Source organism: Nocardiopsis sp. Huas11 (assembly GCF_003634495.1).
GTDB lineage: Bacteria > Actinomycetota > Actinomycetes > Streptosporangiales > Streptosporangiaceae > Nocardiopsis.
In genome coordinates, this window is the sequence record NZ_RBKY01000001.1 from 6,719,603 (window position 1) to 6,746,569 (window position 26,967).

Annotated in this window: 19 protein-coding genes; 7 read left to right on the top strand and 12 right to left on the bottom strand. The window is 69.7% G+C overall.

Annotated features, from left to right (window positions below):
• Window positions 1–52 precede the first annotated feature (52 nt).
• Window positions 53–604: an ATP-binding protein gene (locus DFP74_RS30175; protein WP_121186986.1), complete on the bottom strand. Its 552-nt coding sequence runs from the start codon at window positions 602–604 to the stop codon at window positions 53–55.
• Window positions 605–780: 176 nt separating this feature from the next.
• On the opposite strand from DFP74_RS30175, the gene DFP74_RS30180 reads away from it, so the two are divergent.
• The 3 genes from DFP74_RS30180 (at window position 781) to DFP74_RS30190 (ending at window position 3,612) form a co-directional block, all read left to right on the top strand.
• Window positions 781–2,322: an IS1634 family transposase gene (locus tag DFP74_RS30180; protein WP_199725826.1), complete on the top strand. Its 1,542-nt coding sequence runs from the start codon at window positions 781–783 to the stop codon at window positions 2,320–2,322.
• A 185-nt stretch (window positions 2,323–2,507) separates the two neighbouring features.
• A complete protein-coding gene (locus DFP74_RS30185) occupies window positions 2,508–3,383 on the top strand; it encodes a helix-turn-helix transcriptional regulator (protein WP_121186988.1) in 876 nt (291 codons plus the stop codon).
• A complete protein-coding gene (locus tag DFP74_RS30190) occupies window positions 3,367–3,612 on the top strand; it encodes a DUF397 domain-containing protein (protein ID WP_121186990.1) in 246 nt (81 codons plus the stop codon). The genes DFP74_RS30185 and DFP74_RS30190 overlap by 17 nt, the downstream gene beginning before the upstream one ends.
• 648 nt (window positions 3,613–4,260) lie before the next feature.
• Here DFP74_RS30190 and DFP74_RS33375 read toward each other — a convergent pair.
• The 5 genes from DFP74_RS33375 to DFP74_RS30215 all read right to left on the bottom strand — a co-directional run bounded on the left by DFP74_RS33375 (window position 4,261) and on the right by DFP74_RS30215 (window position 9,470).
• Window positions 4,261–4,605 carry a hypothetical protein gene (locus DFP74_RS33375; RefSeq protein WP_147453934.1) on the bottom strand — a complete coding sequence of 115 codons (345 nt, stop codon included), beginning with the start codon at window positions 4,603–4,605 and terminating at the stop codon, window positions 4,261–4,263.
• A gap of 9 nt (window positions 4,606–4,614) precedes the next feature.
• On the bottom strand, window positions 4,615–6,993 hold the full coding sequence (locus DFP74_RS30200; protein ID WP_121186994.1) for a hypothetical protein: 2,379 nt from the start codon (window positions 6,991–6,993) through the stop codon (window positions 4,615–4,617).
• The gene (locus DFP74_RS30205) at window positions 6,941–7,420 is read right to left on the bottom strand and encodes a DUF6507 family protein (RefSeq protein WP_233571232.1); all 480 of its coding nucleotides are present in this window, start codon (window positions 7,418–7,420) and stop codon (window positions 6,941–6,943) included. Before DFP74_RS30205 ends, DFP74_RS30200 begins: the two co-directional genes overlap by 53 nt.
• Complete coding sequence (locus DFP74_RS33685) at window positions 7,417–7,587, bottom strand: hypothetical protein (protein ID WP_158613081.1); 171 nt, start codon at window positions 7,585–7,587, stop codon at window positions 7,417–7,419. The genes DFP74_RS30205 and DFP74_RS33685 overlap by 4 nt, the downstream gene beginning before the upstream one ends.
• A gap of 425 nt (window positions 7,588–8,012) precedes the next feature.
• Window positions 8,013–9,470 carry a DUF6177 family protein gene (locus DFP74_RS30215; RefSeq protein WP_121186998.1) on the bottom strand — a complete coding sequence of 486 codons (1,458 nt, stop codon included), beginning with the start codon at window positions 9,468–9,470 and terminating at the stop codon, window positions 8,013–8,015.
• A 405-nt stretch (window positions 9,471–9,875) separates the two neighbouring features.
• Between DFP74_RS30215 and DFP74_RS30220 the strand changes: the two genes are divergently transcribed.
• From DFP74_RS30220 to DFP74_RS30235, 4 genes are all read left to right on the top strand, one after another.
• A complete protein-coding gene (locus tag DFP74_RS30220) occupies window positions 9,876–12,320 on the top strand; it encodes a glycosyltransferase family 4 protein (RefSeq protein WP_121187000.1) in 2,445 nt (814 codons plus the stop codon).
• A gap of 184 nt (window positions 12,321–12,504) precedes the next feature.
• Window positions 12,505–13,617 carry a pilus assembly protein TadG-related protein gene (locus DFP74_RS30225; RefSeq protein WP_121187002.1) on the top strand — a complete coding sequence of 371 codons (1,113 nt, stop codon included), beginning with the start codon at window positions 12,505–12,507 and terminating at the stop codon, window positions 13,615–13,617.
• 275 nt (window positions 13,618–13,892) lie between these two features.
• A complete protein-coding gene (locus tag DFP74_RS30230) occupies window positions 13,893–14,750 on the top strand; it encodes a hypothetical protein (RefSeq protein ID WP_121187004.1) in 858 nt (285 codons plus the stop codon).
• An 858-nt stretch (window positions 14,751–15,608) separates the two neighbouring features.
• On the top strand, window positions 15,609–16,493 hold the full coding sequence (locus DFP74_RS30235; RefSeq protein ID WP_121187006.1) for a hypothetical protein: 885 nt from the start codon (window positions 15,609–15,611) through the stop codon (window positions 16,491–16,493).
• 122 nt (window positions 16,494–16,615) lie between these two features.
• Here DFP74_RS30235 and DFP74_RS30240 read toward each other — a convergent pair whose 3' ends face one another.
• The 6 genes from DFP74_RS30240 to DFP74_RS30265 all read right to left on the bottom strand — a co-directional run bounded on the left by DFP74_RS30240 (window position 16,616) and on the right by DFP74_RS30265 (window position 26,311).
• On the bottom strand, window positions 16,616–17,650 hold the full coding sequence (locus tag DFP74_RS30240; protein WP_121187009.1) for a polysaccharide lyase family 1 protein: 1,035 nt from the start codon (window positions 17,648–17,650) through the stop codon (window positions 16,616–16,618).
• Between the two features lie 185 nt (window positions 17,651–17,835).
• Window positions 17,836–19,545, bottom strand: coding sequence for an ABC transporter family substrate-binding protein (locus DFP74_RS30245; RefSeq protein ID WP_121187011.1), 1,710 nt, complete (start codon window positions 19,543–19,545; stop codon window positions 17,836–17,838).
• 74 nt (window positions 19,546–19,619) lie between these two features.
• Window positions 19,620–21,815, bottom strand: a complete 2,196-nt coding sequence (locus tag DFP74_RS30250) for a dipeptide ABC transporter ATP-binding protein (protein WP_121187013.1) — start codon at window positions 21,813–21,815, stop codon at window positions 19,620–19,622.
• Window positions 21,816–22,098: 283 nt separating this feature from the next.
• On the bottom strand, window positions 22,099–23,010 hold the full coding sequence (locus tag DFP74_RS30255) for an ABC transporter permease (RefSeq protein WP_121187015.1): 912 nt from the start codon (window positions 23,008–23,010) through the stop codon (window positions 22,099–22,101).
• 85 nt (window positions 23,011–23,095) lie between these two features.
• Window positions 23,096–24,076, bottom strand: a complete 981-nt coding sequence (locus DFP74_RS30260; RefSeq protein WP_121187017.1) for an ABC transporter permease — start codon at window positions 24,074–24,076, stop codon at window positions 23,096–23,098.
• A gap of 576 nt (window positions 24,077–24,652) precedes the next feature.
• Window positions 24,653–26,311 (bottom strand): family 2 glycosyl transferase, encoded by a 1,659-nt coding sequence (locus DFP74_RS30265; protein WP_121187019.1) that lies wholly within the window; start codon window positions 26,309–26,311, stop codon window positions 24,653–24,655.
• Between the last annotated feature and the right edge of the window lie 656 nt (window positions 26,312–26,967).

A 26,967-nucleotide genomic window follows, 5' to 3' on the forward strand; every position in this document is an offset into this window, starting at 1 on the left:
CGGGATTCAGGGGCCCAGAAGGCGTGGCAGCGCCTCCTGGGCCCGCTTCGTGTCAGGCGTCAGCGGTAGCGTTCCACCGACTCCCCGCCAGGTCGAAAGCCAGGTAGAGCCACACCCGGCGGAAGTCGGCCTGGCCGTTGTCACCCCAGCCCGTAGCCAGGGCTTCGACCAAGGCCAGGCCCCGCCCTGATTCGGCGGACAGATTCAGCCCGTCCGGCTTCGACGCCAAACGGGAATCCTCCTGTCGCAAGCCACCGCGATCGTGGCAGGTCAGGCGGAGACCGTCGCGGCTGCGGTGGACGAGCAAGGTGTAGCTGCCACCAGGTCGGCCGGACAGGCTGTGTCGGATCGCGTTGTTGGCCAGCTCGCTGCCGAGCAGGGTGAACAGGTAGCGGTAGTCGCCGGATTGCGCAGCCGCACAGGTGTCGAGGAAGGCCCGGACCAGAGGCATCACAGCGGGAGTGCCAGCGAAGTCATAGCGGCGCAGCCGGTAGTTCGGACGCTCGGAACGTCCGGAGAAGTAGTGGCGGTGCGTCGGCTGGATGAAGCTGGTCAACGGCACGGTGGCCTCGCCCAACGCGGGCATCGGGGCGATCGAAGGCATGACGAACTCACTCCTTGGCATGGCAGAGCACGAGCAGGGGTGGGGAATCGCCCGTTAGACCTGACTCGTGCCACTTTTCGGCGACCAGGTGAAGCGCACTCCGTTCACCCGAGCTGATGGTGTTCGCAGAGGGCGCTCGGGGTGACTAATCGGGGTGCTGGCCATAGCGTGCTCGGGTGGCATCGTTCATCCGGAAGGTCCCCACAGCCTCAGGCGCGCAAGCGGTCCAGATCATCCACAAGAACGGCCGCGAAGTCGTGGGCGTCGACCACATCGGCTCGGCGCACGACGACGCCGAACTGGCCGCGCTGATGGAGATCGCCCGCAGGCGCCTCCACCCCGGCCAACAGGCCCTCGACCTGGGCCTGGAGGCGGGCCCTTCGCGCGCACCGGAGCCCGCACCCCGAAGAGACTCCACTACCGGCGGTGTACGGGTCGTGGGCACACGCTCGCAGGTGCTGTGGGACACCTTGACCGACGCCTACCAGCGCCTCGGGTTCGACACCGTGGGCGATGCCACTTTCGCCAAGCTCGTGCTCGCGCGGATCGTCGAGCCCACCTCCAAGGCGGACACGCTCCGGGTCCTGGGCGAGCTCGGCGTACCCGCACCCTCGCTGCGGACCGTCTTCCGGTGCCTGGCCCGCTGCCAGGAGAGCGACTACCGCGCGGCCGTGGCCGAGTCGTGCGTCAACCACGCCCGTACCACCACCGGCCTGGCCCTGCTCATGTACGACTGCACCACCTTGTACTTCGAAGCCGAGAAGGAAGACAGCCTGCGCAAGGTCGGGATGAGCAAGGAACGCCGCGTCGACCCGCAGATCCTGGTCGGGCTGCTGGTGGACTCCACCGGGTTTCCGCTGGCGGTGCACTGCTTCGAGGGCAACAAGGCCGAGACCAAAACCCTCCTGCCCGTGGTCACCGACCTGGTCGAAGACCTGCCCGAAGCCAAGGACGTCGTGGTGGTCGCCGACGCCGGCATGCTCTCGGCTGCCAACCTCAGCGCCCTGGAGGAGGCGGGGCTGCGCTTCATCGTCGGTTCCCGGATCACCAAGGCGCCCTACGACCTGGCCGAACACTTCGAAACCCGCGGCACCTACTTCGAAGACGGGCAGATCCTCGAATCGCAGCGGGTGATGGGCGCCGGTCGGCACGCGCGCACTCGTCGCGTCCTCTACCAGTACCTGTTCAAGCGCCACCAGCGCGACCAGCAGGCGATCAACGCCCAGATCACCCGGGCTGAGAAGGTCGCCGATGGGAGCAGGCCGTTGAAGAAGGACCGGTTCGTGCGCTTGGAGGGCACTGACAAGGGCGTGGACTGGGACCTGGTCCAGCGGGCCCGGGACCTGGCCGGGCTGAAGGGCTATGTCACCAACATCGACCCCGGCGTGATGGACGGCCAAGCGGTGATCGACGCCTACCACGACCTCTACCAGGTGGAGCGGTCCTTCCGGATGGCCAAGTCCGACCTGGCCGCGCGGCCGGTGTTCCACCACGTGCGCGAGTCGATCGAGGCGCACCTGACCATCGTGTTCACCGCCCTGGCGGTGGCCCGCCACCTGCAGGCCGCCACCGGGGTGTCGATCCGCAAGATCGTGCAGACGCTGCGTCCACTGCGGTCCGCGGTGATCGAGATCAACGGCCACCGGCTCACCGCCGAACCCGACATCCCAGACACCGCCCGTGAGATCCTCGACAGCCTCAAGGATCGGGGTGACTAAAAGTGGCACGAGTCAGGTTAGAGAGGTTCACAGACGTCGTGACGAGAGGAACGGGCACGGCGTAGCCTGACCAGCACGACTCTCGGTAGTGGACTGATCACGACCACACCTCGAAGATAACTAGCAATCGTAGAGTTTTCAAGCTAGAATTCTACTCTTCCCAAATTTCTCGTTAGACTGCCGCCATGACCCCTTCAAACAGCCCTACCCTCCGACTTCGCCGCCTGGCGACTATGCTCCGCCAATCACGTGAGGCCGCTGGCTACACGGCTACCCAAGTCGGAAGCAAGTTCAAGTGGAGCTCCGGGAAAGTCTCCAAAATGGAGACAACTGAGACCAAGCGCATAAAAGCGGACGATCTCGACAGGTTGATGGATCTCTACGGGATCACCGACGCTGACCAACGAACTGCCATGCATGCGCTCGCCAAGGATGCACGCCAACGTGGCTGGTGGTCGCAGTACAAGGAAGTCTTCACTGAACGAGCCCTTCCTGATTTCGAAGCGGAGGCATCATTGATCCGCACGTTCGAGGCACAGATGGTGCCAGGACTTCTACAAACACACGAGTACACGGAGGCTCTGCTTCGAGGCGGGCGCTTCACAAGACCAGAAGTCATCAAGAAGAAGACCGAAGCGCGTATGGTCCGGCGCGAGATCTTGGTGCGGCGTGACCCAGCTCGCTTACGCGCGGTCATTGACGAGAGTGCGCTACACAAGCAGATCGGCGGCAAGCAGGTTCTCCATGACCAGCTCGCCTACCTCCACTACATGGCTCAGCTTCCCAACATCGACATCCAGGTGCTCCCCAAGGACACCGGGTCGCATGCTGGTCTGTGTGCTCCGTTCATCATTCTGGAGTTCCCAGACCCTCTGGATCTTTCCATCGTGTACATCGACACCGCCTCCAATGGGCTCTTCTTGGAGGACCAAGATGAGGTCGAAGCGCACAGTGCTACCTTCAGTGACATCCAGGGCTCCGCCCTGAGCACCGTGCGATCCGCCGATCTCATCACCAGCATCATGAAGTCCCTAGAGAGCCCCCATGAGAACCACCCTTAACTTCCAAAAGAGCAGCTACAGCGGACATGCTCAGAACTGTGTGGAGGTCGCCCCCATCCCTCCGACCTTCCACAGGAGCAGCTACAGCGGCCGAGGCCAAGACCGCGTCGAGGTCGCTGACCTGCCTTGCGGTGCCGCGATCCGCGACTCCAAGCACCCCGACGCCGGCCACCTCCCCTTCCCCGCCTCCGAGTGGTCCACCTTCCTCACCACCGCCCTCCGCGCCTAACACCACCACGATCACCGTGCAGGCGTAACCTCCCCCGGGCGCGCCTGCACGCGCTCGCCTGCGGCTACAGGACAACCCCGACCCTGACCCCGGCGGCGGTAGGGACATCCCCGCATCGGCCCCTGGTCCTGCCCTGAATACCGGCTGACCGCGTAGACGGGCCGCTCGGCTCCTGCGACCTTCTGAAGCATGAGCCCTACGACCACCGATCCCACACGGCCCGACTCCCCCGCCCTTTCCTACTTCCCGGCCGGTCGCCTGGCGCCGTGGGCGCCGCGCTTGCTCGGCGTGTTCGCCGTCGCGCAGATGGCTGTCATGCTCGCCGCGTGCCTGCCCGTGTGGGCGGGCACGCTCCGCTCGGACATTCTGAACGCGTTCGTCCCCTTGTTGGCGTGGTCACCCACGCTCCTGCTCCTCCTCGCACATCTGGTCTTCAACCGGCCTGTGCCGTTCGCGCCCCAGACCAGAACCACGCAAGTCCATCGCGCATACACCGAGCTCCTGACCTCGCGCCCCTTGAGAGTTCAGCCACTCTACGTACGCGCGGACGAACGATGCGCCCCGCGGTCGTTCGGCAGGCGTCCAGGAGCTGCACGCTCAGGCTAACCAGTCAACTCATCCCCCAATCTGCACGACTGCATGGCACCATCACTCAAGACGAGGCCTGTGAACTAGAGGTCGATCCTCGTTGTCGAACCGTGAAGCAAGCTCCCACTTCGTCCTGCTAGCGAGCAGATTGAAGAAGAATTTCACCTTCTCTGGCGCGTCCATCCAACGCGCCTGCTCAACGTCTATGACTGTTGCGTATCCTTCATTCTGGTCAGCTTCAACGCCCACTTTAATTCTTTTTATATTCGGATTTTCCACCTCGAAGGTAAACTGAAAGTCTCCTTCGACTATCTCCTCTTCCGAAGTTAGCTCCGGGAAATTTCGAATCTCCTCGACGACCTCTTCAAGGTCAGCAGAAACCCAGATGAACTCAACTCTCGACATGTCCCACACCTAAGGCCATACAATAACATAGCCGTCACCTATGATGATCAGCTCTTCCAGGTCACCACCATTGCTCTTCAATGTGCGACCCAAAGACTGCATGACCACATCACTGTCAATCTGCGGGCCGCGCACATCCAAAGCGATCCTACTCGATTGCTTTCGCCCCTTCCTGATATTTGCTTCAATAGCGCGAGGAGTACCGGACTCAAGGATCTTGAATTCGATCGTGCTATTGGTACCTGCGATTACCGCATCAGGCGTTGTCCTCCCATCGATTGTTGACTCGGTGACCGATCTGACGTCAACGCCTTGTTCCGAAAGGAATTGAGCAACTCTTCGCTCTTTAGGTTCGAAGCTCTCCCATCCCTCGTCGATCAGACCATCACGCCGCAGGTCCTCCACCGCGACCTGTGACTCGGAATATCGAGCTGGATCCGTCTGTTCGGGGCGAGGGACTCTTCCTTCAGTGTCCACCTGGTTGGGGAAACCGTCGAGCAGTCTCTCCTGGTTACTCGGAGGCAGGTTCTCTCCGTCACCATCCTCGTGACGACCATTGTCGTCGTCTCCAGTGGTAGTACGGTCTTTCGGAGGTTGGTCTCCGCCGCCTTCGCCGCCGGTGGCCGAGTCCGGACTCTGCTGTTCCTCCTGTGGGCCGCCCCGTTCTTCCCGAGTCCCCTCTCGGCCATCGGCTCGGGCTTCGTTCGGGCTTGCGGAAGTGTCATCGTCATCCCGGCCCTGGGGACGCTCCGTCGGGTTGTCCTCGGCGTGAGGCGCTTCAGAGTCACCACGCTGGGGGTCTGATTCCGGACGAGTGACCGGTGTCGGGGTGTCCTGGGTCGTCGGGGCGTCTTGATCGTCGCGGGGACGGTTTGGCGTGGCGCCCTCCTCGTCCCGGTCTCGCTGTGTGTCCTGGCCGTCTTGGTCCTCGCGTCGAGGCGCGGCCTCCTCACCGGCTCTGGGCGGAGGGCTCCCGGCTTCGTGCGTCGGCGAGCTCTCGGCATCGGGCGACGAGGTCGGACCCTGGGGCGCCGGGGCGTCGTTGCGGGGCGGCAGTGGAGAACTCGGGTACGTGGGCGTGTCCGGTGAGTCGCCGGTGGTGTCCCGGAACCGGTTGGGGTCCAGGAGGGACTCGTTCAGTTCCGTGATCTCGGCCCCGAACCGCTCTGTGGTCGGGGTGCTCTCCCGGTCCGTGTTGGGCCAGGGACTGCTGGGCCAGCCGCTTCCTGGCGTGAGCCCGTCGATGTCGGAGAAGGAACCGTCCGACGAGGTGGAGCGGCCCGGAGAGCCTCCCGCACCCGCGATGGTGTCGAGCAGCTTGAGCGGAAGTCCACCCGTCAGCATCACGATGTTGGTGCCGATGGTGGCGTCGGAGTAGGCCGGATCGTCCTCCCGCCTGGACCAGGCGGTGTGCCCCTCCCAGAGTTCGTCCTTGCTGGCGTCCAGGTTGGTCGTCCAGCGGTCCCAGGTGGCGCCCCAGTCCCTATCGTCTAGGCCGCCGGAGAGCAGCCAGCCGTCGCCGTCGTGGACTCCGACGAGAGTGACGGTGTCCATCCACGCGTCCGTCCAGGCTGCCTTCGTGTTCTCCCATCGCCCTGAAGCGTCGAACCGCCAACCGTTGTCGGCGTGCCAGAACCCGAGCTTGCTCGTGAGCCCCACGGCCGTGCCCCAGAGCGCGTCCGTGACCACCACGTCCCAGATCGCCTGACCCGTGCTGCTGTCGAACTCCGCCAGGGAGGGGTGGAACTCAGTCGCCGCCCAATCAGTGGCGTCGTTGGCGAATCCGTTGAAGGTGTCGAAACTGATGCTGCCATCGCGCTCCCCGGCGTCGGTGGGCAGTCCGTAGGCGATCTCGCCCGGGCCGGCCTGGTCCGGGGGCGCGGCGACGGGGCCGCCTGTGATGGCGGCGATCGCGTTCTGGCACGCGATTTCGGCCTCATTGAACGTCTGCCAGGCCGTGTTGACCTCGTCCTGGAGCCGCTTGTTCTTCAGTAGGGCGAACTCATCGGTCTCATCGTCCTTGTTGAACCACCACACCGTCTTGCCGTGGTGCTCGAACCAGAAGTCCCACGCCTCCCTCTTGAGGGAGTCCAACGTCTGCTGCGCAGTCCTGGCCGCTTCGGCCAGGTTCTCCAGGGCGGAGGCGACGGTGGCCAGATCGGCCTCGAGGTCCTCGGCCCGGGTCGTGACGGGGTCCATCTTCGTGAAGAGCGTCTCGCTCTCCGGTGCGCTGTAGTGAGCCTGTAGCCCCTGCCACGTGGACTTCAAATCCTCGGCCTCGCCCGCCAGGCTCTCCCCTCCCGAGCGCAGCGCCTCGGCCGCCTCGGTGAGCGATTCACAGTCGGTCAGGGGATAGGGGATAGCTCCGGGGCTGATGAGGATCAACATGTTCGAGCTGACACCGGTCTGGGGTGCGGTGGGCTCGAATCCGGCGGACTCGCTCACTGGACGCTCGCATTGGGGGGAGGGGGGGCAGGGCCGGCGTCGAGGTTGTCTCCGCTGCCCCCGCCTGGTTCTGGGCGGTGGCCGCCATCTCCTCCTGGCCCTCGTTGTAGGCGATGGTGGCGTCGTTGGCGCCCTTGAGGCAGGAGAGGCTGCGGGTGAACACGGTGCCCGTCTCGCCGTGGTAGTAGGCGAGGAAGTCGCTGAGCGCGGACTCCACCGGCGAGCTCTTGGCGCTGACCATCGCCGAGTTGATCCCCTCAGCGGTGGAGTCGATGGTGGCGGAGAATCCGCCGCCGTCCAGGCCGAGCTGTCCGCTCAGGTTCTCCAGGACCAGCGAGACCCCGTAGACGTCGATATCCCACTGGCTCATCGGCCCGCCTCCGTGGTGGGGGTGAACATGTGGGCGTGGAACACGGGCGGCGGCTCGGCTTCGGGAAGCCCTTCGGGGGCTCGGCCGTTCTCCGACATGCTCAGCTCGGCAGCTCGGGCTCGCAGCAGGTCCATCGAGGCGCGGACGCCGTCGATCTGTGCGCTCATCCGCTTTCGGACCGGCTGTTGACGACCGATCCCACGTTCGGTCGACCGGGGCGGCCCGTCAGTGTCCTCGGCCGGGTCAGCGGGTGAGCCGGGCTCTGACCGGAATTCGGACGTGGTGGCGCCGCCCTCATCCGACGGCTCCATCAGCTCGAACTTCATCCGGTCCCTGCCCTTCGTCGACTCGCCTGCGGAGATCAGGTAGCAGTATGCGCATATGCGGTGACGTTTCGGCAGACGATTCGGTTCGGCCCACGGGGCGACGTTTCGCGCGCCGAAGCTGGTGAAACGACACACCGATCGAGAATGCGCAGACAGGGGCCGCTCGGGTGATCTACGACACTTTTTCCTTTGCTGCGAGAGAGGTGCGAATCAGGCGTGGTGATATTCGGATTCGTCGAACTCCGTCGCTCTGGCGCCCGCCCGCGTCATCCCCGCTCGGCGGCGGACAGGTGGGCGGACTGCCTGCCGATGAGATCCAGTGCGCGCAGGGGCGCGGCCGCGTCCGCCAGCACCGGGTACCAGGCCGCCTGGTGCTCGTCCTCGCCGAGGAGCGTGCCCTTCATCGGCCCCGCCTGGGCGAGGCCGGCCCCGATCCGTCGCAGCCGGTCCGGTCCGATCGCGATACCGACGGGGACAGCGGGCCCCGCCCACAGCGGCACGTAGGTGGTGTCGGTGCGTCCGGGCAGGCGGCCGATCCGCAGCCCGTCCAGGAGCCCTTCCGCCGCCAGCTCTTCCACCAGCGCCGGAAGCGCGTCGAAGGGCGCGGCTGCCTCGTCTTCGAAGCCGACCGCGACCGAGATCCGCTCCTGGACCCGTGTGCCGCGCCAGGTGGCCCGGATCTGCCCGGAGAAGGGGTGGCCTTGGCCGAGTGGTCCCGACAAGTACAGGACCGAAGGTCGGGGAGCCCGTTCCCGCACGAACTCGGCCAACCGGCCGGTGCCCCAGGCCATGAGCGCGGGCTCGTGCGGGCCCCAAACGGTCGGAGGCGCGCCTGCCAGGTGCTCGGCGACGACCTCCGCCGCGCGGCCCAGCCGGGGCTCTGACGTGTCGCCATGGCGTACCGACACGTCCACTACGAGCTGTGTGCCGGCGGTCTCGGCGAAGTCCGCGCGGAATCCCGGCACCGGTTCGGCGTCCGGTTCGCGCGCCGCCCAGTCCACTCCCACCGGTTCCTTGTCCGCCCGGAACCCGTCCTCGTCGTCCCAGTGCAACGGCAGGCCGGTGAGGCCGTCGTAGTGACCGCCGTCCTCACCTCGCACCACCCACCGCCCCAGCGGTCCGGCCACAAAGGTCCGCGCCCCGTAGGTCAACCGTGAGGCGTGCGGGGTGAGCACCTGGAGCACCTTGTCACGGGCCCGAGTGGCCACCGCGTCACTGAGCCAGGAGGAGAACGGCACCACCGGCCGGTCCTGGGCGATCAGCACCGCCCGCGCCGCGGTGCGCTCGATGGCCGGGTGTCCCGAGCCGTCCTCCTCCTCGTCCTTGCCGTCGTCCCGGACCTCGTCGCCCTGCCACAGCCCGAAGTCGGCCTGGCCCGAGGTCCACACCGCGCCGCCGAGCCGCAGGGCGAGGCGGTCGGCGAACCGGTGCGCGACCTCGCGGCCCTGTTCGTCGGGGCGAGCGCGCGTCTCCACCCACCAGCAGGGGTCCGGCAGCCCGGCCACGATGTCCGCGTCGAGCAGGCGGGCGACGTCGTCCCAGCACTCGATCGGGCGCCCCGGTTCGAGCGTGGCCAGGAGCCGCCCGGCCTCGTCGCGGATCTGCAGGACGGCGGTGTCGCCGTGCTGGTGCAGGCGCAGGTCCTGGTCGAGGTCCTGGAGGGCGTCGATGACCGCCCGCTCGTCGGGCCGTCCGGCGACCAGGGCCACCACGTCGTAACTCAACGGTTCTCCCTCGGGGGTGGGGGCGTGTGGGCGGCTCTTCCGGGAACCGGTCCGGAACCCGCCGGGACCGGGTCCGCCGTTCCCGCGGAGCCTAGCCAGGAGCCGTGGCCGGGCCACCCGCGGCCCTGGGTCCCGCCGTCGTTCGCACTCCCCCGGGGCGCTGCGTCACCACTCGGGGCGCTCTACGCGGCGCATTGTCTGAACAGTCCGCAAAACCCTCACAGGTGGTCGCAAACCTTCGGAACAACTAGCGCAAACCGTGCCTTTTCCGGAAATCACCCCCATAGCCTGATCCTTCATCCCCGCGCCGCCCGACCGATACGGGGCGAGACCGGCGCGGGGCGACGGGGGGCGGCTCCGTCTCGCGGGGGGCGCGGGACGGGGCCCACGGATACGGGGGGCTCGGTGAAGATCGCCTATCTGATCAACGACATGTACGGCATCGGCGGCACCGTACGCACGGTCGCCAACCAGGCCGCGGCGCTGTCCGAACGCCACGAGGTCGAGATCGTCTCGGTGTTCCAGCACCGCGCGGAGCCGGTGCTGCCGGTGCCCGCCCAGGTCCGTCTGCGCCCGCTCGTGGACGTGCGGCAGCAGTCCAGGGCTCCCGGCACCGGGGTCGGGGGGCGCCCGCTGTACGAGGGGTCGGAACGGGCCGGGCTCCCACCGCTGCTCTTCCCGCCGGAGGACTCGCGCGGGTCCACCCACAGCCGCCTGACCGACGACCGGTTGGAGGAGTACCTGACGACCACCGACGCCGACGTGGTGGTCGGCACCCGGCCGGGGCTCAACGCCGTGATCGCCCGGGCCGCGCCCCGGCACGTGGTCAAGGTCGGTCAGGAGCACCTCACCTACGAACAGCACTCCCAGGCGCTGCGCCGGGTGATGGAGACCGAGTACCCGAACCTGGACGCGTTCGTCACTGTGACCGAGGCCGACGCGCGCACCTACGCCGACCGGATGTCGCTGCCGGGCGTGCGGCTGCTGTCCATCCCCAACTCTGTGCCCGCGCCGCCGTTCACGACCGAGGGACTCGACTCCCACACCATCGTCTCCGCGGGCCGGCTGGCCCCGAGCAAGCGGCACGACCTCCTGGTGCAGGCGTTCTCCATGGTGGCGGACGAGTTCCCCGACTGGACGCTGCGCATCTACGGGCGCGGGGACCGGCGCGGCGCGCTGGCCCGGCTGGTGGCGTCGCTGGACCTGCACGACCGGGTGTGGCTGATGGGACCCCACCCCCGCGTCGAGGAGGCCTGGGCGCAGGGGGCGTTCGCCGCGGTGACCTCCAGCGAGGAGCCGTTCGGGATGACGATCGTGGAGGCGATGCGCTCGGGCCTTCCCGTGGTGAGCACGGACTGTCCGCACGGCCCCGCGTCGATCATCCGTGATGGCGAGGACGGCCTACTGGTGCCCAACCGCTCGGCGTCGGGCATCGCCGACGGCCTGGCGGAGCTGATGGCCGACGACGAGCTCCGGCGGAAGATGTCCCAGGCCGCCCTGCTGGACTCCGAGCGCTTCGATCCGGCGAACGTCTGCCGACTGCACGAGGAGCTGTTCGCCGATCTGCTGGGGGCTCCCCTGAACCGGGCGAGCGCTCCTCCCGTCACCGGCATTCCCGCGCCCCGGACCGAGCAGCCGGCCGCGTGCCGTGTGCGGGCCGGCACCGACGGGCACGCCGTGCTGGCGTTCAGCGACCCGCCCGCGCACGTCGTGCTCACCCACCCCGGCGCGCGCGTGACCCTGACGCCCGACGAGCACGGTGAGGTCGTCGTGGACCCGAACGCCCGGCGGCTGGCGGCACGCACCTGGGAGGTGCTCCGAGTCGACGAGGGACCCGACGGGGAGAAGGAGACCCCCGTTCGGGACGTGGTGATCCACCAGCACGGGTTCCCGCTCCGCGCCGCGGACGTGGACCGCCTGGCGCTCGTCCTGCCCACCCGGACCCCGAAGGGGCGGCTGGCGCTGCACGTGCGCCGTTCGGACCACCATGCGGAGGTCGAACACGTGGAGGTCGCCGACGGGCTGATCACCGTGCAGGGACGTGTCCTGGGCCGGGACCGCGCCGACGCGCGTGCTCGGCTGGCGGTGCGGCTGCGCGAGGCGCCGCAGACCCTGCGGGAGTTCTCCGCGCCGGTGGCGGGCGACGGGCATTTCACGGCCGTCGTCGGCCCGGAGGAGGTCGTGCGCGGGCGCCACGGCGAGTCCGAGACGTGGGAGGTCCGGCTCGTGCTCGCCGACGGGACCGACTGCACGGTCGGACGCCACCTGTCGGGTGTGGTGGGCTACAAGGACATCATCGAGTACCCGGCGCAGAAGGTGCACCAGAACCGGGGCTGCGGGTCCAGGGTCCGCCCGTACTACACGGTCAACGACCGGCTGGGGCTGAAGACGAAGCCGCTGGCGCCCACCCTGGAGGTGAACGAGGTGCGGGTGCGCCCCGTGGGACGCCGACGGAGCGATCTCCGCCTGGACGTTCAGCTGGGCGACTCGCTGCCCGACGGGGTGGAGTGCGCGGTGGAGGTGGTGCGGGGGTCGGGCGCGGGTCAGCGGTACGCGCTGCATCCGGTGCCGTCGGCGGACCGCTCCCGGCTGGCGGGGCGGTTGCCGCTCATGGGACGCGAGTTCGGCGGGGTCCCCGGTGTGCGGGCGACGTGGCGTCTGCGACTGCTGGTGGGGCCACCGGGGGCGCTGGGGCGCGTGGGTGCGAAGTCGGTGCCCCTGCGCACCGCACGCCGGTGGGCGCACGGGCCCTACGTCCGGTCGGTCACCGCGGCCTCGGTCGGTTCGGGCGACATCAAGGTGACCGTGGCCGACGTCCACGCGGTGGAGGCCGTGCGGCGCCGACTGTAGTGAGCCGCCAGAGGGGGCGCGTCCGGGACCGGTCCCGGACGCGCCCCTCGGCCGTCCACAGGTCCACAGAGCCCTACCGATCACGGACAGGCCCCGATAAGCTACGCCTGGGAACGCATTCCGCCCCGACTCCCCGCCGACCCCCGCCTCACCGCGTACGCGCGGACGACCCCCCGGAACGCGCATGGCAACGCGAAGGACCCCATCGCGTGCGGCCACGGCCGCGCGCTCCCGCCGCCCGCTCCCGCTGGGCCGAGACGACGCCGGCCAGTCCAACGTCCTGCTCCTGTTCGGGCTCACCCTCGCCCTGTTGTCACTGACCCTGCTCTTCGTGCGGGTGGGCGCGGCCAACGACCAGCGCAGCCAGGTGCAGACCGCCGCGGACGCCGCCGCGCTGGCCGCGGTGAGCGCGCTGCGTGACCAGGCGGCCCAGGACCTGTTCGACGGGGCCTACCCGATGCCGTGGTTCGACGAGGAGAAGGCCGAGGCGCGGGCGGAGGAGTACGCGCGGGAGAACGGCGCGGTCCTCACCGACATCCGGGCCAGCGACAACGTCCAGGGCCGCAACGGCAACATCGTGCGCGTGGAGGTGCGCGGCGCGATCTGCCAGAAGGAACTGGAGGAGGACGGCTCGCTGCCCTGGAACGACGTCAACTGCGACGGTTCGGAGGAGGACGCCGACACCGTGGTGGGCAACGCCTCGGCCATCGCCATCGTGCATCCGCCCAACGAGTGCGGCAGGGCCCCGGACGGCGTCATCGAGTGCGTCAACGGCTCCGTGGACAGTCTCGACACCGCGTTGTCCATGATCCGGGTGAACCTGGTGGACCAGGAGGGCACCTACCGCTTCGATCCCTCCCGCGTGTTCGGCGGAGGCGCCATCGTCGACTGTGCCTCGCTCGGGCAGCTGCACCCCCGCATGTGCGCCGTCCACCAGGCGCTCCAGGACGAGTTCGGCGGCTTCTACCTCACGGCGGGCGGCTACCGCGCCGAGACGGGCAGCGACCACAGCACGGGTGAGGCGATCGACTACATGATGGCCCCGATCGGCCAGCAACCCACGGACGAGATGGACGCCACGGCCGTGACGGTCATCGACTGGCTCATCCAGAACGCCGACCGGCTCGGGATCAAGGGCATCATCTACGACCGCCTGATCTGGAACAACACCCGTAACCCGCCGGACCGGGTGGGCGCGTGGCCCGGGGTCGCCCGCCACTACCCGCACTACGGCAACATCACGCTGGACCACGTCGACCACATCCATCTCGCGGCGGGCGACGGCGCGATGCAGTAGAGTCCAGGCCGGAGCAGGTCGGGTCCGGTCGCTCGCCTTCCGCGGAGCGATCCGCACGGAAGTAGAGCGGGCCCCCGAGCACGATCGGATACGAGGGTTGGGCGGGACGCCACCGGTCCCGAACGCGGTCGTGCACGGGTTCGGGACGGGACGTCCGGTTCCCGAGCGCGGTCGGGCACGAGGCGCTCGGCGGGATGGCACCGGTCCCGAGCGCCGTCGTCCACAGGTTCGAGATCGCTCTTGTGGGTCCGCCGTCGACCGCCGAACCTGGATGTATGACCGTCAGTGATGACGCCCTCCCCGACCGTTCCCTCCTTCTGCGCACGCTCGTCCCGGTGCTCGGCCTGCTCTGCCCCGACGCCGTCGCGTGCGACATCACGGCCGCCTACGTGTGGGGCGTCGACGCCTACCCGCACGGCACCCGGGTCACGCGCACACGGCTGCACGTGGCCGTGCCCCGGGGCGTGCGCCGCGTCGCCACCCAGGCGGTGGTGGCGCACCACGAACCGGTCCCGCCGCACGAGCGGGTCGAGGTGGAGGGCGCCCGGATCACCGCGCCGGCCCGTACCGCCGCCGACATCGCCGCCCGGGCGCCCTCGTTGTTCCTGGCCACGTCGCGGCTCGACATGTTCCTGTCACGCGGCCTGGTCCACCGGCACGAGCTGGTCGCCGCCGCCCGGCGCCGCCGTCCCTCGGGCCAGAACGCGAGGCTGCGCGCCGCCCTGCGGCTGAGCTCCGGGCTGAGCCACTCCCCCGCCGAGTCGTGGGCACGGGTCCTGGTGCGTTCGACCCGGCTGCCCCCACCCGAGCCCCAGTGCCCCGTCCCGACCCGGGAGGGGGTCTTCCACGCCGACCTCGGCTGGCCCCGCTACCGGCTCGCCCTGGAATACGACAGCCGCGAGCACCACGCGGATCCCAGGGCGCGGGCGCTGGACCGGTACGCGGCCATGGCGGACGAGGGGTGGGGGGTCGTGCCCATCGGCATCCACGACCTGTGCGCCCAGCCGGGCCGGCTGCTCCGCAGGCTCCAGGACGAGCTTACCGCGCGGGGGTGGAGCTGTTCCCGTGAGGACGCGCAGGCGCTGCGGCGCGACGTGCTCCGGTTCGACCGGCACCCGCCACGGCTGCGATGAGGAGGGCCGGCGTGGACCGAGGCGGCGTGCTGGTGGAGTACACGGCCCTGCTCCTGGTGGTGGTGTCCCTGGCCGTGGCGGCCTTCTCCTTCGTGCCCCGGACTCCGGTGGCGGTGGGCGCCGCCGTCCAGCGGGTCCTGGGCGGGCAGGACACCGGGACGGGACCGGCCGGGACCGGGCCCGGGTCGGGCGGCGGCCCCGACCCGGCCGGGACCGGGGACGGTACGGAGAGCGGGGCCGGACCGGGTGGCGGAAACGACGACGGCGGCCGATCCCCCGGCGGCGGGCATGACGCCGTGGACCAGGACTCCGCGACCGGCGCCGGTGACGGCGATGGCGGCGGCGGCACCCCGGACTGGACCCTGGACCCCGTGGCGGCCGCGGACGCGGTGCTGCGGTGCGCGCGGGGCGGGCTGTCGGTCGTGGGGCGGGTGGACTGCGCCCTTGCGGTCCTGGTCCTGCTGGACTCCGAGGTGCTGGAGGCGACCGTCCTGCGGTTGGAGGCCGACGAGTGGCTGGAGCTCTTCGCCAGCGGCCGGTTCACCGGGGCCCTGGCCTCGCGGATCGCGGTCCGGAACCTGTGGGAGCACGCCTCGGAGGAGACCCTGCGCATGCTGGCGCGCACGCCCACCTTCGCGTTCCTCGCGCCCGCCCTGGACTCCCCCCACAGCGCGTATGTGCTGCGTTTCGTGGCCGCCGGGGGCCCGTACGTGCGGGCGACCCTGGATCCGGCACCCGTTCATGACCACTCCGCGCTCCCGAGCCAGTACTCTCCGGAATCAACGGATAGCCGTTCGCCTGCCGTGAGCGGCCTGGTCCCCGCTCGCCCCCACGCTCCCCAGAATCGAGGTCCCACCCGTGTCGACGTCGATGCCGGACACCTCCCCCGTCGGTCCGGGGCCGCCCCGCGACCCGGCACCGCACACCCCGCTCCGTCCGAGCCGACTCCTCTGCCTGACCGTGGGCCTGGCCTGCCTGGCCGCGATCGCGAGCGGGTGGGGACTGACCCGTCTGGCCACGAACGAACCCCTGACGGACCCGGCACGCTCCTCGGTGCTCACCGCCCCCTTCTCCCCCACCCGAGAGGGCCCCGAGAACGCCCGGGAGACGGTGGAGACGGCGGCCGACCTCGTGGACGCCGCCGCTTCCTTCCACATCACGTTCACCCTGACCGACGCCGGCACCGTTCCCGTGGGCGCGGCCGCGGCCATGGCGGGCGCGGTTCCCGTCTCGCCCCCGGCCCCGACCGTGGCGCACGGGCACGCGACCTACGACGCCGCCGCCGAGCCCGCCTTCGAGCACTACGTCGACAACGCGGACGGCGAGGAGGTCTACCGGTACGAGTTGGACGGCCGGTACGTGGTGACCGCGCGGTCCGAGCTGCCCGGCCTGCTCGTGCCGGACCCGCCCAGCGCCGCCGACCGGTACCTGTGCTCGCGGACCTTCGCGTCGGCCAGGCTGCGCGAGGTGCTCAGGTCCTCCCCCGACCTGGCCTTCGCGGGGGCGGAGCGCGCCCATCTGGCGTGGCCGGGCAGGGAGGCCGGCGACGCCGCGTACCGGTACACGGGCACGTTCACGGCGATGCGCGGGGACTTCGACGACGGGGCCAACACGCTCGACGCCGTGGAGGGCGCCGAGTTCCAACTCTGGATCGGCCCGCGCGGCTACCCGCGCAGATTCGACTACACCTCACCGAGCGGGCACGGCGAACGGTACGAGTTCCACGAGTTCGGAGCGCCCTGAGGCATCCGTGCGGGACGGACCCCACCCGTCGCCGCCGACCGCACGCGCGGGCGTTCCCGGCGCGTGCGGCCCTGGGCTCCGGCCCGGCGCTGCCTCGCGGCCCCGGGCCGGACCCCTCACGCTCACGGCCGAGAGGCCGACCTGACCCCGGCCCCGTGGGAGACGAGGTCGGGCACGTCCACGGTGTCGTCGACCTCGTAGGCGTACGGCGGGTCCGGCACGTCGCCGCGCAGCTCCGGCTGTTCGGTGTCCACCAGGAGGTTGTCCCTGGTCACCACGTTGCCGGGCTCCTCCTCTCCGCTGGAGACCGACATCGCCGTGTCCTCGAAGTAGTTGCCCTCGACCAGGACCATGGAGCCGTGGGTGGAGAGCACCCCGTTCTCGGCGTTGCCGCGGAAGTAGTTGTTGAACACGTGCACGTGCTCGGCGTTGCGCGCCTGCGGCTGGCCTCCGGCCGTGCCGTCGAAGAAGTTGTGGTGGATGCTCACCCGCAGGGCACCGGGCTCCTCGTCCTCGCTCCCGACGGCCACGGCGGACTCGGCGTCGCTGAAGTGGTTCCAGGAGAGCGTGACGTAGTCCGATCCGCCGTCCACCGTCACCAGGGGGTCGCCGTCGCCGTCGGAGAACGTCGACCCGTCCACCAGCACGTGGTGGCTGCCGCCCCGGACGGCCAGGGCCGTGCCGTCGGCGTCCACGCTCAATCCGTCCAGGACGACGTTGTCCGCGCCGTCGACCACCAGGCCGCCGTCGGTGAGCTCGGCACCGTCCTCACCGGCCACGAGGGTCTTGTCCGAACCCACCCGCACCTGTCCGTCGAGGTCGATGGTGCCGTTGACCTCGATGGTGAGCGGTTCGTCCGAGGACAGGTGCTCGGCCAGGTCGTCGGCGTCCGCGGCGGTGACGGTCTCACCGGCCGCGCCCCCGGTCACGCCCGGGTGCTCCTCGCCGCCGATCTCGCCGGGTTGGCCGGCCCAGCCCAGGGCGGAGACGTCCTCCTCGGCCTCGTCGGAGGGAGCGGTGCTCTCCTCGTCGGTCTCCGGAGCCGCGTCGGCGCTCACGGCCTCCATGTCCTGTGGGTCCTCCGTGCCGGAGCACGAGACCAGAGCGGAGCACAGCAGTGCCGCCGCGCCTGCGGCGGCGAACGGGTGAAGTCTCATCGAGGGCTTTCCACGAGCGGGGCGAGGGGGTGTTATCCGTCCTCTGAGACTTTCACAGCTCGGCCCCGAGACCCAAGCCGACCCCGGCACCCCCGGCACACGAAGCGGGGGTGCCGCCTCCGGTGTGAGGCGACACCCCCGGTGGGAGCGTGGACGAACGGGGCTAGCCCCGTCGACGCGGCAGGCTACTCAGCGGCCCAGCCGATGTCCTCGTACACGAAGCCCGAGGCCAGACCGTACTCACCGAAGTTGTGCAGGTCCTCGTTGACGACCCACAGACCCGGGCGCTCGAAGAACGGGATGGTCACGACCTCTTCCCACAGCATGCGGTCGATCTGGTTGGCGATCTCGGCGTAGCGGTCGGGGTCGGTCTCCGAGCGCAGCTCGGCGAACGCGTCGTCGATCTCCTGGGTGGAGGTGCGCGCCAGGTTGTTGCCCCAGTCGTCGCCGTTCGGCATGCCGTAGTTCTCCTGCGCGTCGCCGGCGTAGGGGTTGGAGCCGACGAGCACGTAGGTGGCGATCTCGTAGTTGCCCGGGACGACGTACTCCGGGAACAGGGCGTTGGCGGGGACCTGCTGGACGTCGACCTCGATGCCGACCTCGGCCAGCATGTCGCGACCGATCTCGGCCTCGTCCTTGGCGATGTCCAGGTCCTCGGAGGCGACCCAGTTCAGGGTCAGCGTCTCGCCGTCCTCGTTGGTGCGGAACTGCTCACCCTCTTCGAGGGTCCATCCCGCCTCGTCGAGCAGAGTGGCGGCCTGGTCGGGGTCGAACTCGCCGTACCCCTCGCTGTTGTCCTGGTAGCCGTGCTGGCTGGAACGCAGCAGTCGGTTGACCTCGCCGGTGATCGGCCAGTCGACGGCGCCCAGGGCGACGTCGGCCAGGGCGTCCCGGTCGATGGCCAGGGAGATGGCGTGGCGGACGTTGACGTCCTCCAGCTTCGGGCTGCCACCGTTGAGCGAGGCGAACCGGTGGCCGTGGTTGACGGCCTGGGTGAAGTAGGCGCCGTCGCCCTCGCGGTCCTTGAGCAGTTCGTAGCCGGCGGCGTCGTAGCCCATGTAGAAGGCGTCGATCTCACCGTTGTTGTACGCCGCCGCCATGGCGTCGCTGCCCATGGCGTCGTAGACGATCTCGTCCAGCTTGGGCTCGGTGCCCCACCAGTCCTCGTTCTTGGTGACCGTGATGCGCTCGGCGACGTCGTCGAACTCCACGTCCCCGAACGGGCCGGAGGTGACCGGGTAGTCCTTGAGGTAGCCCTCCTTGAACTTGTCGTCGTCCTCCATGTACTCCGCCGGGTACAGCGGGTCGAACAGGGAGGGCCACTCCGCGTAGGGCTCCTCGAACTTCAGGGTGAAGGAGTACTCGTCGTCGCCGGGGACGAACTCCGACACCCGGTCGTAGCCGTCGATGCCGCCGAGTTCCCAGTCGCCGTCGCGCTCGCCGCTGAGGGTTTCGAGGTTGGCCTCGTAGTCGTCGGCGGTGACGGGCTCACCGTCGGACCACACCGCGTCGGGGTTCAGCTCGTAGGTGACCTCGAGGCCGTCGTCGCTGACGCCGTAGTCGTTGATGAAGGCGGTGTTGGGCGAGGCGGTGCCCTCACCGTCGTAGACGGTGGGGCTGGGCAGCACGGCGGCGGCCACGTAGCGCACGTTGGCCAGGTTGCCGTTGACGTGGTGCATGTTGTGCTGCTCGGCGTACTCGCTGATGGCCCAGACGAAGGTGCCGCCGTCCTGCAGGTCCTCGCGCGGAGCGGCGTTCAGGTCCTGGGCGTCCAGGGACGCCACCTGCTCCTGAGCCTCTTCCTGGTCGTTGCCGTCGTCGCCGCTACTGCAGGCGCTGGCCATCAGGACCAGGGCCGCGGCGGGGGCGAGGTAACGCACCTTCCCGATTCGCATGGGGATCTTCCTCCTGTGGGGTGATGCGGCCGACGCGCGGGGCGGCGCCGGCCGTGCCTTCCGAACCGCCGGGCTCAGACGCCCGCCTGCCGCTCCGCGAAGTGGCAGGCCGCCGCCTGATCGCCGCCGTTGACGGGTGTGACCAGCGGTTCGACGCTCATGCACTGCTCCTGGTCAGAAGTGGAGAGGGTGATGAACTTCTGGCACCTGGTCCGGAACCTGCAACCCGAGGGCGGGTTGGCGGGGCTTGGCAGGTCTCCGTCCAAGACGATGTGCGTGCGCGCGCGTTCCTTCTCCGGGTCAGGGATCGGGATCGCCGACAGCAACGCCTGGGTGTAGGGGTGCGAGGGCCGGGTGTAGATGGAGTCGGTGTCACCGATCTCCACGATCCGGCCCAGGTACATGACCGCGACCCGGTCGGCGATGTGCCTGACCACCGACAGGTCGTGTGCCACGAAGAGGTAGGACAGGCCGAGCCGCGCCTGCAGTTCCTCCAGCAGGTTGACCACGCCGGCCTGGATGGACACGTCCAGGGCCGAGACCGGCTCGTCCAGCACCAGCAGCTTGGGCTCCAGGGCCAGGGCACGGGCGATGCCGATGCGCTGGCGCTGGCCGCCGGAGAACTCGGCGGGGAAGCGGGTGGCGTGCTCGGTGTCGAGGCCGACGAGGGTGAGGAGCTCATAGACCCGCGCCGTCGTCTCGGCCTGGGAGATCCCATGGGTGCGCAGCGGCTCGGAGATGATCTCGAAGACCGTCATGCGGGGGTCGAGGGAGCTCATCGGGTCCTGGAACACGATCTGCATGTCGCGACGGAGTCGGAAGCGGTCGGCTCGTCCGAGGCTCGCGGTGTCCCGTCCCATCACCTCGACACTGCCCCGCTGGGGCTTGTCCAACCCCATGATCTCCATGAGGGTGGAGGACTTCCCGCAGCCGGACTCGCCGACCAGGGCGAGTGTCTCGCCCTCGCGGATGTCGAAGTCGATGCCGTCCACGGCGTAGACGGTCCCCACGCGCCGCTTGAGGATCATGCCCTTCATCAGCGGATGGTGCTTGATGAGGTCGCGGACCCGCAGCATCTCCGGACGGTCCTCGCGCGCAGTGGTCGAGGCCGCGGACTCGGGGATCTCGGGGACGGGATAGATGTCCAGGGCGGTCCACTCGTTCTCGGCGATCTCGCCGGAGCGCAGGCACGCGGCGCGCTGTGCCGCCGCGTCGGCCGTGTCGTCCGCCGCGGGCGTGCTCCCGCCGGCGTCGCGGACGGTCTCGCGGGAGGGCTGGGAGCCGATGGTGAGCAGCGCGGGCTCGCCCATCTCGCACTCCGGCTCGGCGATGGGGCAGCGCGGCGCGAAGGTGCACCCGGTCGGCAGGTCGGTCAGCGACGGCGGGTTGCCCTTGATGGGGACCAGCGCGCCCTGGCGCTCGATGTCCATGCGCGGGACGGCACCGAGCAGGCCCATGGTGTAGGGCATGCGGCTGCCGTAGTAGATCTGGTCGACGTCGCCGGTCTCCACGGGACGGCCCGCGTACATCACCAGGACGCGGTCGACGAACCCGGCCACGACGCCGAGGTCGTGGGTGATCATCACGATGGCCGCGCCGGTCTCGCGCCGGGCGGTGCGCAACAGGTCGAGGATCTGCGCCTGGATGGTGACGTCCAGTGCCGTGGTGGGCTCGTCACAGATGATGACGTCGGGGTTGTTGGCCATGGCCATGGCGATCATGACGCGCTGGCGCATACCGCCGGAGAACTCGTGGGGGAAGGAGCGGTAGCGCGACTCGGGGTTGGGGATGCCCACCAGGTCGAGCAGCTCCACCGCGCGTTGGCGCGCCTTGGCCTTGGACGTCCTGGAGTCGTGCACCAGGACCGCCTCGGCGAGCTGGTCGCCGACGGTGTAGACGGGCGTCAGCCCCGACAGCGGGTCCTGGAAGACCATGGAGATGACCTTGCCGCGCTTGCGCGCCATGGTGCGGTCGTCCAGGCCCAGCAGTTCCTCACCGTGCAGCCGGACCGAGCCGGTGATGCGCGCGTGGTCGGGCAGCAGCCCCATCGCGGCCATGGACGAGACGGACTTGCCGGATCCGGACTCGCCGACGATGCCCAGCACCTCGCCACGGGTGACGGAGTAGCTGACGCCGCGCACGGCGTGGATGTCGGGGTTGCCGTTCAGCCCGGGGAAGGTGACGGTGAGGTCGGTGACCTCCAGGACCGGTGTGTCTCCGGTGTTCTCACGGTGTGCGACCTCGTCGGTCGCGACGGTGTCAGTGCTCATGGTGGGCCTCCCCGAGGGCGTGTTCAGTGGGTGCCGCCCGTCGCGAGAAAGGGTTCCGCGCCGAAGGCGTGAGTTGCGGGTGGTCGTGGGCGGCGGAGCGGGTGTTCACTGCGCTCGCCCTGGGGCGTGTTCCGTGGATGCCGCCCGTCGCGAGCGGCGTATCCAGTGGTGCTCTCGCAAGGCCGAAGAAGGAGTCAGGGTGGTTCCCCTGTCGACTGGTGAGAACGCAGTGAGAGTGCCGCTGGGGCGCCGTGCAGCAGGGTGAGTATCCACGGAACACGCCCTAGGACCGGCGCGACTTGGACTGGGGGTCCAGGGCGTCGCGCAGACCGTCCCCGACCATGTTCACGGCGAGCACCATCACGATCAGCAGGACCGTGGGGAAGGCGAAGACCCAGGGTGCCGTGGTCGCGAACGAGGAGCCGGCCGCGATGACCATGCCGAGGCTGATGTCGGGCGACTGCACGCCCAGACCGAAGTAGCTGAGCGCGGTCTCGCCGATGATGGCGGCGCTGACCATGATCGTGGCGTCCGCGATGAGCAGGGACGACATGTTCGGCAGGATGTGGCGCAGGATGATCTTGTGCGCGGGCACGCCCATGAAGCGGGCCGCGTGGATGTACTCGCGCTCGCGCAGGGAGATGGTCAGGCCGCGCACCATCTTGGAGGTGACCATCCAGCTGAACGCGGCCAGCAGGACGACCAGGATCAGCCAGCCCCCGTCGCCGACGAAGTGCGTGGACAGGATCGCCAGGATGACGAAGTTGGGCAGGACCAGCGCCAGGTCGGCGACCCACATCAGGCCCTTGTCGGTCAGTCCGCCGAAGTAGCCGGCGAAGGCGCCGACCAGGGCGGCGAACCCGGTGGAGATCACCGCGACCAGCAGACCGATCAGCAGCGACTTCTGCAGACCCGCGGTGGCCTGGGTGAAGATGTCCTGGCCGGTGCGGTTGGTGCCCATCCAGTGCTCGGGTGAGGGCCCTTCGAGCATGGCGGAGAAGTCGCGCTCGCCCAGGTCCCAGGCGCTGATGAGGGGGCCGAGGAAGGCCAGGGCGGCCAGCAGGACGAGGAGGACGAGCCCGACGATGACCCGTCGGGTCCCGATGAGCTGACGGCCCAGATCCTTGAGCCGGCTGGGTGCCGGGGGCACGGTCGGTGCCGGTGTCGGCGCCGTGCTCTCTTCGATCGTGCTCATGGCGTGCTCTCCAGCTGGGGCGCCGTTGCGGGGCGCGGGACGTTCTGACGAGGGAGGCGGCGGGTCCGCGGGCTGTGCTGCACGGTCACACCCGCACTCTCGGGTCGAGCCAGGCGTAGAGGATGTCCGAGAGGAACGACGCCGCCATGATGGTGATCGCCATGAACCAGGAGACGGCGGCCACCACGTGCACGTCGTGGCGGAAGATGGAGTCGATGAGCCACGCCCCCATGCCGTGCCAGCCGTAGATCTTCTCGGTGAAGGTCGCGCCGGACACCAGGGCACCGAAGGTGAAGGTGAAGTAGGTGATGGTGGGGATCAGCGCGGTGCGCAAAGCGTGCTTGAACAGCGCCTGGCGGCGGGTGAGCCCCTTGGCCATGGCGGTGCGCACGAAGTCGGCGCCCAGCACGTCCAGCATCATGTTGCGCTGGTAGCGGGCGAAGGCGGCGAACAGCGCGACGGCCAGGACGAACGTGGGCAGGATCGCGTGGTGCACGCGGTTGAGCAGGAGTTCCCACCACGCCCCGTCGAAGCCCGCCGAGTACTCGCCGGAATAGCGCAGCAGCTGCATGCCCAGGCCGTCGTTGAGGGCGACCGCCATGACCTGGACGACGATCGCGATGACGACCGTGGGGACCGACAGGACGAAGAACGACGCCGCGGTGGCGGCCTTGTCGAACCGGCGGTACTGGCGCACGGCGGCGTAGGCGCCCACGGCGATGCCGATGGCGCTGCCGAGGATGGTGGCGACCGTGATCAGGCGCAGGGTGACGCCGGCCTTCATCCACATCTGGGAGGTGACGTCACCGCCCTGGATGTTGCGGCCGAAGTCGCCGGTCAGCACGCCGCTGATCCACGTGACGTAGCGCTCGGCCAGGGGGGTCTGGTCGTTGAGGTTGAGCGCGTCGAGCTGTTGGTTCACCGCCTCGGGGGTCGGCGGCGGCTGCATCTGCTCGAAGTACACACGAGGATGCAGGTTGGTGGCGGCGAGGAGGTAGGCGAAACTCGTCGCGATGAAGATCAGCACGACGTAGTTCAAAAGCCGCCTGGCCAGGAACTTGCCCAAAACTATCTCCGAACCTCACAGCCGAGCCCGGCGCTTGTCCATTGGTGTGCGCGGTCGTTACTGGGGTGTGCCCATGGTCAACGGGCCGATAGCTCAGGTGGAAGCCACCGTTAAGCGTTCGAGATCCCACGACCACCGGTGGGGGTTACTCCCGGTGACTGCCGAAACACTCTGCCTTCCGATTCACGATCCGTGACCGGAATGTCATGAGTGTGCGGGACCACGAGACACCTGACGGTAACCACTGCATCAAGAAAAGACAACGGTGCTGGATTTACCCGTCGAGACCAACCGAATTGTCTATATACGCACACAGTGCAGCGCCGTGATCGCGCAACGTCGAGGACAGGGCCGTGACCTGCGAGAACATCACCTCGCCCGAGGTTCGTGACCCACGGTGTTCACATCTGCGGACCCTTGATCCCCGAACTGGACGAAAACGACAAAAGGCTGCAACACCACTGAAACAAGGGGGCTTTAGTACATAACTTCACATATCTGTGCAAAGCTGCGTCCTCCACGCTGAGCGTGACGTCTCCCCCGCACCACCCCCGCTCCCGCCTCGCCGAACGAGCGTCAACCGCCCTTGACCAGCAACAAGGAGACGGTCCTGACATGGGAGGCCGCGTCGGCGCCCTCGTCCCGCGCCCGCACCGCGAGAGTCCCCCTCCGCGCGCGCGTGCGCAGCCGCGGCACCAGCGGCGCCACCGACCCCGACCGGAGCGCGCCCCACCACGTCCCGGCCGAGCGGGCGGCGTCGCCCGCCATGCTCAGAGCCGTCCACGTCAGCGGCCCGACCAGCACCGCCCCCCGGTCCGCCCGCCAGGCGGACAGGTGCGGCAGCACCAGCGCGGCACCGCCCACCAGAGCGATCCGCCGCGCACCGCGGTCGCGCCGCAGGGCACACGCCAGCACCGCCGAGGCGGCCACCGGCCACCACGCCTCCCGTAGCGCCCGCGATCCCAGCCGAGCCGTGTGCGCGACGTCCCCGACCACCGACCGGGCCGTCTCCGGCCACGGCGGCAGCGCGCCGCCGGGCTCCTCCCGCACCGCCGCCACGCCCGTGAGCGCCGCGACGGCCGCCCCCGAGCCGGGGCGCCCCGACGCCGCCAGCGCCAGGCCCACCGCCCCTTCCGGGTACAGCTCCGGTCCGGCCGCCCGACGGCCGTGCCGCCGGGCCAGGGGTGCCACGAGCGCCCCCGTGCCGAAGCAGGCGCGCAGGTAGCCGCCGAGGTCGGTCACCGGAAGCGACCAGAGGCGGGCGCGCGGCTCGTAGCGAACCGCCCAGCCCCGCTCCGCCAGGCGCCACACCAGGTCGAGTTCGGCTCCGGCCCCCAGCTCGGGGGCCAGCACCGCGCCCCCGATCGCGTCGCCGTCCGCCTCGCTCCACCCGGATCCGTACTCGGCCGCCTCCGGGGCCGGCGCGGCCACCGGGCGGCCGTCGAGCGCGCACCGGCGCAGGACCAGAGCGGGCAGCGGTCGCAGCGGGTCGGCGGCCGTGTGCTCGTTGCCGGCGCCCGGCCGGCCCGGCCCCTGACCCCACGGCAGCACCGGGGAGGGATCCGCGCCGCGGTCCGCCCCTGCCCGACTGGCGGCGACGGCGGCCACGGTGCGCCGCCAGTGGCCCGCCGCCCGGGGGCGCTCGGTCAGCACACGCGGGACGACCGCGGCCACGCCGGGATCGGCGAAGTGTCCCAGCGCGGCGTCGAGCCACCCGGGTCCGGGCCACGAGCCCGACTCCAGCAGGACGACGAACTCGGCCGAGCACACGCGCAGGGCCTCGGCTCTGGCCTGCGGGCCGCCGGCCGGCCCGGGCACGACCCGGGCGCCGCGAGCGCGGGCGACCCGGGCGACGGGCCCGGTCGCGCCGACGACCAGCGGACGCACTGCGGGATGGAGTTCGGCGAGGCGGTCCAGCGTACGGGCGAGCCCGCGCGCACCGGCCTGGCCCACCACGGCCACGTCGACGTCGTCGGTGGAGCGCCACGGGACCGGTGGCGCCGGCCGGGGATGGGCGAGCCCGCCCTGGATGAGGGCGCGGGCCAGGACGCGCTCGGACCGGCCGCTGGGGGCGGACCCGCTCGCCCAGCGGATCAACGCGCTCAGCTGCGAGGGCGTGAGCCGTAGCGCCCGCGGCGGACTTCCGCCCACCAGGACGTGGCCTTCGTCGGCCAGGCGCACGGCCCGGTCGATCTCGACACCGAGGCCGCGCGGCAGGGGGGAGGGGGAAGCCATGCGTCATACCCTGTCGCGTCCGGACTGGGCGGCGCAAGACCGACCGATGCCTCAGAATTCAGGACCACGTGATCTAATCGTTACCTAACGGCGCAGGCCCCGCAGGGGGCGAAACCTGGCCGATATCCGGTCCTGACCAAACCCATGCCCCTGGCAGAGACCCTCTTTAACCAGTTCAAGCGGGGTTATCCTGACCAAGCCAGGTCGGCCGGGTGCCCAGGGAGGTACGGAGCGTATGCTATGCCCGACTACGCCCTTCAGTGTCGCAGGGCACTTGCGACTGCTGTCATGACCCACCATCACCACCCTCCCACCGGCACCACCCTTCGACGGAAAGCCCGACGGCATCACCCGTACCGCTCGTCGCCGCCCTCGAACCGCGCACTCCGCGGCACAGCAACGCTTCCCTCCCTGCCCCAGGGGGCTTCGACCTGTGTGTCCAGTCAGCGCCGTGACCCGCACCCCGCGGGCATGGACGCCGCGAGGGCCAGGCGTTCACATGCCATGCCCCACGCGAACACACGTCACCGGGGAGTACACCCATATGTGTGAGACCGCACGACCGCGCAGCACCGTCACGACCTGCCACGCGCACGACCCGACCTCGCGGGTCGGCCCCTCCTGGCCGGGCCCCGGCACGTCCGCTTCGTCCCGTC

Coding starts and splice junctions, on each gene's coding strand:
- DFP74_RS30175 (WP_121186986.1), bottom strand. CDS start 604: ATGCCTTCGATCGCCCCGATGCCCGCGTTGGGCGAGGCCACCGTGCCG.
- DFP74_RS30185 (WP_121186988.1), top strand. CDS start 2,508: ATGACCCCTTCAAACAGCCCTACCCTCCGACTTCGCCGCCTGGCGACT.
- DFP74_RS30190 (WP_121186990.1), top strand. CDS start 3,367: ATGAGAACCACCCTTAACTTCCAAAAGAGCAGCTACAGCGGACATGCT.
- DFP74_RS33375 (WP_147453934.1), bottom strand. CDS start 4,605: ATGTCGAGAGTTGAGTTCATCTGGGTTTCTGCTGACCTTGAAGAGGTC.
- DFP74_RS30200 (WP_121186994.1), bottom strand. CDS start 6,993: ATGTTGATCCTCATCAGCCCCGGAGCTATCCCCTATCCCCTGACCGAC.
- DFP74_RS30205 (WP_233571232.1), bottom strand. CDS start 7,420: ATGAGCCAGTGGGATATCGACGTCTACGGGGTCTCGCTGGTCCTGGAG.
- DFP74_RS33685 (WP_158613081.1), bottom strand. CDS start 7,587: ATGAGCGCACAGATCGACGGCGTCCGCGCCTCGATGGACCTGCTGCGA.
- DFP74_RS30225 (WP_121187002.1), top strand. CDS start 12,505: ATGGCAACGCGAAGGACCCCATCGCGTGCGGCCACGGCCGCGCGCTCC.
- DFP74_RS30230 (WP_121187004.1), top strand. CDS start 13,893: ATGACCGTCAGTGATGACGCCCTCCCCGACCGTTCCCTCCTTCTGCGC.
- DFP74_RS30240 (WP_121187009.1), bottom strand. CDS start 17,650: ATGAGACTTCACCCGTTCGCCGCCGCAGGCGCGGCGGCACTGCTGTGC.
- DFP74_RS30245 (WP_121187011.1), bottom strand. CDS start 19,545: ATGCGAATCGGGAAGGTGCGTTACCTCGCCCCCGCCGCGGCCCTGGTC.
- DFP74_RS30250 (WP_121187013.1), bottom strand. CDS start 21,815: ATGAGCACTGACACCGTCGCGACCGACGAGGTCGCACACCGTGAGAAC.
- DFP74_RS30255 (WP_121187015.1), bottom strand. CDS start 23,010: ATGAGCACGATCGAAGAGAGCACGGCGCCGACACCGGCACCGACCGTG.
- DFP74_RS30265 (WP_121187019.1), bottom strand. CDS start 26,311: ATGGCTTCCCCCTCCCCCCTGCCGCGCGGCCTCGGTGTCGAGATCGAC.